The sequence below is a fragment of the Phormidium pseudopriestleyi FRX01 genome (genome assembly GCF_017313335.1).
Taxonomy (GTDB): domain Bacteria; phylum Cyanobacteriota; class Cyanobacteriia; order Cyanobacteriales; family Laspinemataceae; genus Laspinema; species Laspinema pseudopriestleyi.
This window is the reverse complement of record NZ_JAFLQW010000006.1, coordinates 1-10,758: the sequence shown is the minus strand read 5'-3', so window position 1 is coordinate 10,758 and position 10,758 is coordinate 1. Positions and strand designations below refer to the sequence as shown.

Here is a 10,758-nt window from a genome sequence, read left to right as displayed (position 1 = left end):
TAAATCTACTTGCGGGGTATCACCCCTCACTGCTATATTAAATGGAGTAGATGCACCCTGATGGCAACGCCCACTCACCCAGTGGGCGTTTTTTTTTGGATTTTCAGCAAAAAACTGACCCGAGGCAGGAAGTTACACCCGGATCAGCAGAGGTTTTCAGTCTGTTCATGGCCCCATTCCTCAATTAACTGAGGGCTACTTTACAGAAGAGGGACCCTTACCGCGATCGCAACGCCCGTAGTTGAGGCGTCTTTTTCGACTGATGCGCCTGCATCCGCATCAACACATCATCTAAAATCTGCACTGCCTCCAAAATAAACGGCCCTTTATTCAGCATCACGGATTCCGCCTGTTCTGCCATTGCTGCATCGGTAATTTCAGCCCGAGAGGGAATCCCAGTTTTGGGTTGCCCAAATCACCGGAACTTGTGCCGCTTCACATAACCAGAGAATTTCCTCCTGAATAGAATACAGGGTTAATTTCCTTAAAACTTTTCAAACATCAGGTGCAAGATTTTCTAATGTTTGTCTGGATGAAGATAGTTTTATTCTACAAGACTCAGTAACTTGGCAACTCGGTGAACAACAAAACTTAATTTGTAATCCAGACTACAAAGATAAATTACAGAAACTGTAACTCTCTATTTTCTCCCTAATTTTACCGAGTTACACAGTGTTAAACCCAATGAGTTCTTCTCCAAAAAACAATGCTCGTAATCACCACAAATAACAAACCAAACCAGATAAAATAAGCTGCATTGGTTGCTTTTTCAGCTTTAGAAGCCAGCCACCATTCCCCTGGACGAATATTTTGCAGAGAAAAGGTCAAAACCCCGGCTAAATTCAAACAAACTAAATTTGTAAAAAACAGTAACATCGCCCCCACTGCCGGTTCCCAACGTCCCGAACCCAGCAACATCCCAAACGTTACTAAAGGCGGCAGTAAAGCAACAGAAACCATCACCCCCACCAGTCCACGAATTGTCCCGGAAGTAAACGACAATGCACCGGCAATTCCCGACGCAAATGCCAACAAAACATCGGACCAACGGACCCGAGTTCTTAAAGCAATTTCGGGAATATCCAGATTAATGGGAATAAAAAACCCAATCATTAAAGATAAAGCTAGGGCTAGAGAAATTCCAAATGCCCCAATTTGTAATGCTTTTTTAGCCAGGGGCATATCTCCCAAAGTCGTTGCTAGAGATAACCCCATATTCGGACCCAATAAAGGCGCAATCACCATCGCCCCAATAATGATAGTCGAATCATCTCGTAACAAGCCGATCACTGCAATAATTGCCGAAATTAACAGCATGACAATATGCTGAAGATTCAAATCTAAATCCCGGTCAATTTGTTGCTGAAGTTCTTGCCGATTTAACCGAGAGCTTTCCGGGTCTAATTCCACCTCGGGCAAGGGGTTGTTATCCTCTTCATCCGATGATTCAGACTCCGAGGGATGAGTTAAATAGGCACTAACCGGCAGCAGAATAATCCGAAAATCCTCAAGGGAGGAGAAATGAGAAGATAGTGTATCGATCGCCTCTTCTGCTTGTTGAGAAGACAGGATAATTTTAACCAAAGTCTTCTCTTCAGAAATCGGACTCTGCCAAATCGCCTCAATCGATTGCTCTTGCAGCAATTCTTCTACTTTGTCAGCACTCTCTTTGGGTAAAAATAATTCAATTTGCCTTAGACTCATTTAATCACTAACTTAATCAATATTATCGGAGCAAAATTTAACTTCAACTTAGCATAAATAGACAGCCCATGACCTGACCCTATAGGTAGAGATAAATCTCGGAACTCTCGTTACTAGGCTCTGCCTAGTAATGCCTAATTAGAGGCTCTGCCTCCTGTAGCCTCAAGAAAAAGTAACTGTTTTATCATTTAAAACCCTCTCAACAGTCAAGGAAATGAAATGAAAAACACCCCAGGACCTTGTCCCAACATCAAGCGTCAAGATGCTGCTGACAAATTGCCTTCATCACCTGCAACAACTGAATAGACTGTTCTGGATAGAGTAAACTCAGCTTGGGAAAGAGTTGATAAGTGGGAGGTTCACCTTTTTGAACCCAGACGAATTGATAATCCATCCCATTGGTGGTGACGCCCCAAACCGAATCTTGATGGGTTAATCCGGTGTAAGCATAAGTGAGTAACTGTGCTAACCCTTCTGAAGCATCAATACTGCTATTTTTCGATTCAATTAACAGGACCCATAAAGCGGTAACCGTTGCCTCCGTTCGACTCCGAGTAGCCGCTAAAATATCCATCCGCCCCTTAATTTTGGTCTCAGCATCTTCAATGTCAATATCAGCGATTCCCACTTCCAGGCTAATTTTAATCTGAGGATGGTGAAATCCAGAGAGCCACATTAATGGAGCAATGAATAAAAATTGAATTTGTCCCTCTAAAATTTTACCCGCTTCATAGTAACTTTCAAAAGTTTGACGAACTTCTGCCAAAGTCTTCTGTTCCAATTCTGTCACAGGCTGCAAAGATAACAATGAGGTAAAAGAATCATTAAACCGTCTTTGCAGTTTCAACAATCGCTGTACATCTCTTAACACCAAATTTGTTGCATCTAATGTAAGTGCCATTGAGTTCTCCTCTTGAATTGAATTAAACTTAAACTGTCTTTATCGCCTTTTCTTTCCTTACTGAACTCCCATCAAAATACGGCTTTTCTCCTGGACAAATACTTCCTCCTGGACAAATACTTCACTGTCAATCACCTCATAAATAATTTTTTTCTCACCGTCTTCCCCCTGAGCCTGAAAAAACCCTGACAGGTTCAAATCCATTTCCCGCAGTTTGAATAAGGTATCCTCGAACAACTCTAAACCTTCTGCGGTGACATCGGCACCATAAAATAAATAACGAGTCCAATTCACCGGGGATTCGCCCCAACACCAACCCTGTAAATATAGTCCAGTTTTTGGATCTTGTTCATGACTTGTTTGTAGCGACTTTACTAAAAAAATTGCCTGTTCAAACTGTTCTATTTCGAGTTCCAACCAACCCCGCAACGAATAAAAATAAGCCATTTATTCAGTCTCCTTTTCCCAAACTACAATAATTCCTTCTTTGTCTTCAATATATGCTCTTACCTTGATATGAGGCTCTTGTTTAAACCAAAATTCTGCCCGCTTTCCTAACTTTTGGGCCAAGCGAATTGTTGCGTTGATTTGAGCGCGAGTTTTCTTGCCGAGGAAGTTGTGGGGTCTTTGTACTGCGCTTTGATAATTTTTAGCCTGAATCAATGCTTCATCAGTTACGCTATCAAATTCTCTCCCGTCTAAAATCTGCGATTCTCCCCGAGTCAATTCTCGTACCTGTTGCTCATACTCTTTTCCGGGTTGCTCCGACACTAGCTAAGTATCCTCCCTCCCTCCCTAACAATTATGTACTCTATAGCCAGTCTAAAGCCATTGACTCTACACGAATGAGTTAGAGTCGCTATAGTCCTGATCAATAATTATGAGGTATCCCAACCGAAAGGGGGATTAAATTAACCCTCTGACGCCCCCTACAGATTCCTCTGACCCCGCGCAGGTACCACTTGGAACGCCAAAGCCCCAGAGGGCCTCGCCCTCCATCTCCCCCTCCAGATAGATGCCAATCTTTCCCCCTTTCCACCGATGTAGTCCGGTTTCAACCCCCTTTCCTCCCTGGTTTTGTTCGTGCTAATCTGTGAAGAATCGCTAAACTAGATTAAGAAGTCAACACCCCCAAGGGGCAATTCTGTAGCCCTCTAACCGATATGGTTCATATCACGCGCCTGGAAATGAGCAACTTTAAATCCTTTGGAGGCACGACGAGCATTCCTGTCTTGCCAGGGTTTACTGTGGTTTCAGGTCCTAACGGTTCGGGGAAATCTAATATTCTTGATGCCCTCCTCTTCTGTCTGGGCATCTCGACTTCTAAAGGAATGCGGGCGGAACGGTTGCCCGATTTAGTGAACCACAATCAGTCGCGCAGTCGTGGCACCGTTGAGGCGAGTGTGACGGTAACGTTTGATTTGGGGGATTCGTTTGGGTTAATTGATATCCCCAATGCACCGGCAACCGCTTCACATGATGAATTCCCGGTAGAACGTCAAAAGAGTTTACAGGGGGAAGAAAGCGAGGCGATCGCCCCCCAATCCCCCGAATCCCACTCCGAAAATGGCAATGGCGCCGCAGCATCGCAACCCTCGGCTGCCGAAACCCTTGCCGCAACTGCCGATCGCGAATGGAGTATCACCCGTCGGTTGCGCGTCACCAAAGGCGGCACCTACACCTCCACCTACTACATGAATGGGGAATCCTGCACCCTCACCCAATTGCACGAACAAATTAACCGCCTGCGGATTTACCCCGAAGGCTATAACGTGGTGCTCCAAGGGGACGTTACCGCCATTATCTCCATGAATGGCAAGGAACGCCGGGAAATTATTGATGAACTCGCCGGAGTGGCAGCCTTTGACCGGAAAATCGTGCAAGCTAAAACGAAATTAGATGAAGTCAAGGAACGGGAAGACCGCTGTCGCATCGTTGAAAATGAGCTAAAAGTCCAGCTTGAGCGCCTCTCCAAAGACCGAACTAAGGCCGAACAGTATCAAAAACTTCGCGCTGAGTTGCATGAAAAAGAACAACTAGCGGCGGTTTTGGAATGGCGACAGTTGAAGCAACAAGAGTGGAAACTGCGGGAGCAAATTGAAGGGGGCGATCGCCAAGTTACCGAACTGGGCGACCAAATTACCACCATCAGCGGTGAGATCCAACAAGCGAGCACCCGCCTCGAAGAACTCAACAATCGCGTTAAAGCCCTTGGGGAAGAGGAACTGATCGCCCTGCAATCGACCCTCGCCACCCAAGACGCGGAACATCGCCAACTGCAAAACCGCCAAGGGGAACAATCAGCCAACCGCCAACAAACCCTCGCTGAATTAGCACAAACTGAGCAAGATGTCAAGGAATTGCAACAAGCCTTGCAAAAGTTGGCCGAGGACCGGGAATTAGAAAAAAATGTAATTGTTTCAGTGCAGGAAAACCGGGATGGCACTCAAACCCTGTTGAACCAAAAACGGGAACAGGCGAGTGCGATCGCCTCGGCATCGGAGGAATGGGTGCAGCAACAAACCAACCTCCACCGCCAAATCGAAACCCTGCAAAAAAATCTCGACCCCCAGCGCACGGAACAAGCCCGCTTAACCGAACGCCGGGGACAGCTTGAGCAGAAAATCGCCGAACAACAGGAGTCCCTGGAAACCTCCCGCCAGGACTTGATGAACCAACAATTTGCGCGCACAGATATCGAACAACGGCATCAGTTAGCAGTGCAACAGGTGCAATCCCTGGCGCAAACTGTCTCTGCCTTGGAACAAGACTTGCAAGTGCAGCAGGAAACGCAGAAACGACTGTTGGAAGAACAACGGGACAAACAACGGCGTTTGGACAAGTTGGAAGCCCAAAGTCAAGCCCAGCAAGAAGCCAGCGGGACTGGGGCGAGTAAAGTGATTTTACAGACGGGGTTACCGGGAGTCTGTGGGTTGGTGGCGCAACTGGGACGAGTGGAACCCACTTATCAAATGGCCTTGGAAACTGCTGCGGGTGGACGATTGGGCTATTTGGTGGTGGAGGATGATGGAGTAGCTGCAGCGGCGATCGAACTGTTGAAGCAAAAACGGGCAGGACGGGCGACGTTTTTACCTTTAAATAAAATTAGACCCTCGCGATTTTCGCCCATTGAAGCCTTGCGAAATGCCCCGGGGTTTGTGGATTATGCGGTGAATTTGATTGAATGCGATCGCCCTTATCTTCAGATTTTTGCCTATATTTTTGGCAATACCGTCGTCTTTGAAAATACTAATTTAGCTCGCGCTTACCTGGGACAAGCGCGGATTGTCACCTTAGATGGGGATTTATTAGAAAGCACTGGGGCCATGACTGGGGGAAGTGCGCCCCATCGGTCCTCCTTGCGGTTTGGGACTGGAGGGAATACAGAGTCTGGGGAAGTGACGGCGCTGCAAAATCGACTCCAGGAAATTGAGGCGATTTTAGAGCGTTGTACGAGTGCAGTCGCCACCGCTGGGGAAACAGTGAAACAGCGATCGGCGCAATTGGTGGAAGCCAAGCAGCAACAGCGGGAATTGCAGCTTAAATCGGAACAGTTAGAGAAAGAGATTAATAGTTTAACTGGGGCGATCGCCCAATTAGAGCAACAATTAACCAAAAACTCCCAAGAATTGGAAACGGCAACCACCCAACTGCAAACCCTAGCCGCAGACTTACCAGATCAAGAAGTGCAGCTAGAACGGTGGCGGTTAGAACTCTCCGGTATGGAAGAATCTGGAACCAATAGCGAATGGCAACAAATCCAGTCCCAAGTCCGGGAACTGGAAAGTCAGCTACAGGAATGGGAACAATCCCTAAGTGCAGCGCAGTTGCGGCAACAGGATTTAGGCAGTCAGTATCAGCGGTTAGAGGAGAAAATTCAAGACGGACAAAAGGAGTTAGCTCAATTACGCCAACAGGAGATTGCCGGGACTGAGACAATTGCCAAGTTGCAGAGTCAACTCACCAGTTTGGGTCAGGAAATGGCTCAAACTCAGGCTGCTTTGGCGGAAATTGAGTCCAAACTCGGGGAAGAAAAAACCGTCCGGGACCAAGCCGAAGCGCGCTTGCGGGAGTTGCATTTAAACCGCTAGCAACTGGAATGGCAACTGCAAAAACTCCATGAAACCCAGCAGGGACGCCGGGAACAACTGGTGAAGATGCAACAAGAATTGCGACAACGGGAAGCGGAATTACCCGACCCACAACCGCCGGTTCCCGAAGCGATGGAGAAGCGTTTGGCGACCGTATTGCAGGAGTTGCAAAAAGAAGTGCGATCGTTGCAAAAACGGATTGAAGCAATGGAACCCGTGAATATGTTGGCCTTAGAGGAGTACGATCGCACCCAAGCCCGACTTGAGGAACTCAGCCAAAAACTCGCCACCTTAGAAGGGGAACGCACCGAAATTCTATTGCGGATTGAAAACTTCACTACCCTGAGACTCCGTGCCTTTAAAGAAGCCTTCGATGCCGTCAATGAGAACTTTCAAATCATCTTCGCCGAACTCTCAGACGGCGATGGCTATCTGCAACTTGACGACACCGAAGACCCCTTTAGTAGCGGCTTGAGCCTAGTCGCCCACCCCAAAGGTAAGCCGGTGCAACGATTAGCCTCCATGTCTGGGGGGGAAAAATCCCTCACCGCCCTGAGCTTTATCTTTTCCCTGCAACGGTATCGTCCATCACCGTTTTACGCCTTTGACGAAGTGGATATGTTCTTAGATGGGGCAAATGTGGAACGATTGGCTAAAATAATAAAACAGCAAGCTGACGTGGCTCAGTTTATCGTCGTCAGTCACAAAACTCCCATGCTCAAACTAGCCGAGCGGGTGATTGGCGTAACCCAAGCCCGGGGAGCCTATACCCAAGTCATTGGGCTACAAATTGAGCCAAAGACTTCGGCAGTATGATTTTATAGACCGTAATATTAAAGAGAATTCGCTATTAGGATTCAATTAAGAATGACATCTGATACCATCCGTCTGCGCTCCGACTTGTTAAATACTCAAGTGATCACCCGCGACACCGGCCTGCGCCTGGGGGTCGTCAAAGAACTGTTGGTAGACATTGACCGCCGACAGGTTGTAGCCTTGGGTCTGCGAGATAATCTCCTCTCAGTCGCCGGAATGCCCCGATTCATGTTTCTCAGGAGCATTGAACAGATTGGCGATGTGATCTTGGTTGAAGATGAAGATGTCATCGAGGATATTGACGTAGATGCCTACAGCCGGGTAATCAACAGCGAAGTGATTACCGAAACCGGCGAACTGTTGGGACGCGCTAGAGGGTTCAAATTTGACCTCGCCACGGGGGAATTGGTATCTCTGGTGATTGCATCTTTGGGATTGCCGCAAATCCCGGATCAAGTGATTAGTACCTACGAACTTCCCGTTGAGGAGATTGTCAGTAGTGGACCTAATCGCCTGATCGTGTTTGAAGGGGCTGAAGAACGGTTGTCTCAGTTGACGGTGGGATTCTTAGAGCGTTTAGGCATTGGCGAACCCCCTTGGGCGCGAGAAGAAGAGGCTCTGATTATGCCCACAGCGCGACCGGAAAATCAACTGCCGACGGGGATGGCTGTTCCGGCTCCGGAACCCCTGCGATCGCCCTCTCGGGTGGTGGAAGAAGTCTGGGATGAGGATGAATCCTGGCAACAACCCGTTGTGGAACCGTTACGCCAAGCTCAGTCAGCGCCGATTTACTACGAAGATGATTTAGAAGAAGAAGGTAACTGGAGCGAAGCCTCAGCCCAGGATCGCTACGATATGGATTACAACGAGCGCTATGACGAGGCTTACGAGGAACCCAGCTATAGCACCGCTCAGGTGTATGAAGAACCGGAATATGCTGAGGATTCTGAATACAGTGATGTAGAATCCGATGCCTGGGCTCAAGAAGATGATAAGTCCTACAACCCACCTCGGATTAATATCCCGGAGAAAACCAAAGCGCCGGAATATGAGGAAGAACCAGGCGGTTATTAACCCCCCTTCTCGTGCCTTCTCGTGTCATGGCTCTGCCATGACATGGGCCTTCTGCGGCTTAAGCGCCTGATAGGGATGAGGAGGCAGAGCCTCCAATGGTGCGTGACTCGCGATCGCCAAGTCACGAGTAAAATCGTTGTTTCTTGTAGGGGCCTGCGCATTGCGCCCCTACTATAAATACACATTGACAGGGCTACCCCTTGAGGGGTTGTCCTCTCAATAGGTGGAGGAATTAGTACCTGGAGACCCTAGCAAGCTACAATATGGAGGTGGCCGAGTTGAGCCAGTGCCAAGCATTAAGGCGATCGCGCCGCGTTATTGTAAAACCCTCATCATTGCCATCATGCCGATTCTCAACGACACGACTATTGCCTTACTGTTGTATGTGATTTTAGGCGGAATTTACCTGTTTGTTGTCCCCTTAGCCCTCTATTTCTGGTTACAAAAGCGGTGGTATGTCGCCAGCTCTTTTGAACGGGCCTTTCTGTATTTCTTAGTGTTTTTCTTTTTCCCAGGAATGTTAGTCCTTGCTCCCTTTTTGAACTTTCGACCCAAGCGCCGGGAAATTAACATTTAAAACAGGAATGAAGGGATTGAGAAATCAACAGTTAGAACCCTCTAGCACTGAGTTGATTCTCGATTTCTTCGTCCTAGGATTATTCATAAAATTTAGATAAAAATCACGCAATTATGCGAAGAATTGATGTATTAGGAATTGGCTTGGGTGTTTTCCTGGCCGGAGGGTTAGTCTATCTAGGATTCCAGGGAGCCGGATTAGATAGTATTACTGCCGGAATTTGGAGTCAAGTTTTATTAGTCGGTGGGTTAGTGGGATGGTTACTCAGCTATTTATTCCGCGCCGTTAATGGAGATATGACCTATCATCAACAGGTTGAAGATTATAAAACGGCGGTTCTGCAAAAGCGCTTAGAAGAATTGACCCCGGAAGAATTGGCTAAAATTCAAGCGGAGATAGAAGCGGAAAATGAGGCGGAGAAACTGAAGGCGCAAGACTAGGGGAAAATAGGAAGAAACGACTGAAGTCGTTATCCGGGTGGACCCCCTAAAGTTAGCGCCACAGAGGATTTGATAAGTTAAAGCCCCGGGCAGATGATACGCTAGTTAATCTATCCAAGCTAGGTAAGTTATAAAATGACATCGGTTTCCCAGTGCTTTGCGTCCCTGCGCGATCGCCAGCAGTGTGCTTTGATCCCGTTTATCACCGCAGGGGATCCAGATTTGCAGACCACCGCTAAAGCCTTGCAACTGTTAGATAGCAAGGGAGCGGATTTAATTGAATTAGGGGTTCCTTACTCAGACCCCCTGGCTGATGGACCCGTAATTCAAGCTGCCGCAACTCGTGCACTGCAACGGGGTACGCGCTTGGAAGCTGTATTAGAAACCGTCAAGGCAGTAACGCCAACTTTGCGATCGCCCATCATTTTGTTCACCTACTACAACCCGATTCTCAAACAGGGTGTGGACACTTTCCTCAAAAATGCCGCCGATGCTGGAGTCCGAGGCTTAGTTGTCCCGGATTTGCCCTTAGAAGAGTCAGAGGACATCCTCAAAAAAGCTGATGACCGGGGGATTGAGGTGGTGTTATTAGTCGCCCCCACTAGCCCAAAAGCCCGCATTGAAGCGATCGCCCGTCAGTCCAGAGGATTTATTTACCTCGTCAGCGTTACCGGCGTTACCGGGATGCGGTCCCAAGTTCAATCTCGCGTCGAAGATATTCTGGCCGAAATGCGCCAACTCACCGATAAACCCATCGGGGTCGGATTTGGCATTTCCACCCCAGAAATGGCGCAGCAGGTAAAAGACTGGGGTGCAGATGCCGTCATTGTCGGGAGTGCCTTTGTCAAACGATTAGCCGAAGGAACCCCAGAAGAAGGATTAGCAGCCGTCGGCGATTTTTGCCACAGTCTGAAACAGGCGATTTCCTAAAAAATCCTCCCCTCCAAACAACACCCTCCGGTCCCCTCCCCTGTGTCTTGGGGAGGGGATTTACCACCCCGCCCCTTCGGGGCCCCCCTCCAAAGGAGGGGAATTTTGGGGCTTATTCCCCTCCCTTGGAGGGGTGTCCCGAAGGGACGGGGTGGTTTCTTTTTTTAGTTTCAACTTAGGAAATAAGGCCGCAAACCCTTGAGGTGTAACGCTTACGGGGTCAGG

9 protein-coding genes and 1 pseudogene are annotated in these 10,758 nt (G+C 48.0%); 5 read left to right on the top strand and 5 right to left on the bottom strand.

Going from position 1 to position 10,758, the window contains the following annotated elements; all coding sequences use genetic code 11:
• Window positions 1-217 precede the first annotated feature (217 nt).
• The 5 genes from J0895_RS25530 to J0895_RS00200 form a co-directional block, all read right to left on the bottom strand.
• Window positions 218-361 carry a hypothetical protein gene (locus J0895_RS25530; RefSeq protein ID WP_242540936.1) on the bottom strand — a complete coding sequence of 48 codons (144 nt, stop codon included), beginning with the start codon at window positions 359-361 and terminating at the stop codon, window positions 218-220.
• 314 nt (window positions 362-675) lie between these two features.
• Window positions 676-1,704 (bottom strand): TIGR00341 family protein, encoded by a 1,029-nt coding sequence (locus J0895_RS00215; protein WP_207086139.1) that lies wholly within the window; start codon window positions 1,702-1,704, stop codon window positions 676-678.
• 250 nt (window positions 1,705-1,954) lie between these two features.
• Window positions 1,955-2,605, bottom strand: a complete 651-nt coding sequence (locus J0895_RS00210; protein WP_207086138.1) for a restriction endonuclease subunit R — start codon at window positions 2,603-2,605, stop codon at window positions 1,955-1,957.
• A gap of 57 nt (window positions 2,606-2,662) precedes the next feature.
• On the bottom strand, window positions 2,663-3,052 hold the full coding sequence (locus J0895_RS00205) for a hypothetical protein (protein ID WP_207086137.1): 390 nt from the start codon (window positions 3,050-3,052) through the stop codon (window positions 2,663-2,665).
• Window positions 3,053-3,376, bottom strand: a complete 324-nt coding sequence (locus J0895_RS00200) for a restriction endonuclease fold toxin (protein ID WP_207086136.1) — start codon at window positions 3,374-3,376, stop codon at window positions 3,053-3,055.
• A gap of 392 nt (window positions 3,377-3,768) precedes the next feature.
• Here J0895_RS00200 and smc point away from each other — a divergent pair.
• From smc to trpA, 5 genes and pseudogenes are all read left to right on the top strand, one after another.
• Window positions 3,769-7,512: pseudogene (gene smc, locus J0895_RS00195) on the top strand (chromosome segregation protein SMC).
• Between the two features lie 51 nt (window positions 7,513-7,563).
• Window positions 7,564-8,586 carry a PRC-barrel domain-containing protein gene (locus J0895_RS00190; RefSeq protein WP_207086135.1) on the top strand — a complete coding sequence of 341 codons (1,023 nt, stop codon included), beginning with the start codon at window positions 7,564-7,566 and terminating at the stop codon, window positions 8,584-8,586.
• 343 nt (window positions 8,587-8,929) lie between these two features.
• A complete protein-coding gene (gene ndhL / locus J0895_RS00185) occupies window positions 8,930-9,163 on the top strand; it encodes an NAD(P)H-quinone oxidoreductase subunit L (RefSeq protein ID WP_207086140.1) in 234 nt (77 codons plus the stop codon).
• Window positions 9,164-9,276: 113 nt separating this feature from the next.
• The gene (locus tag J0895_RS00180; protein WP_207086134.1) at window positions 9,277-9,603 is read left to right on the top strand and encodes a DUF3007 family protein; all 327 of its coding nucleotides are present in this window, start codon (window positions 9,277-9,279) and stop codon (window positions 9,601-9,603) included.
• A 135-nt stretch (window positions 9,604-9,738) separates the two neighbouring features.
• Window positions 9,739-10,533, top strand: coding sequence for a tryptophan synthase subunit alpha (gene trpA, locus J0895_RS00175; RefSeq protein WP_207086133.1), 795 nt, complete (start codon window positions 9,739-9,741; stop codon window positions 10,531-10,533).
• Window positions 10,534-10,758 lie beyond the last annotated feature (225 nt).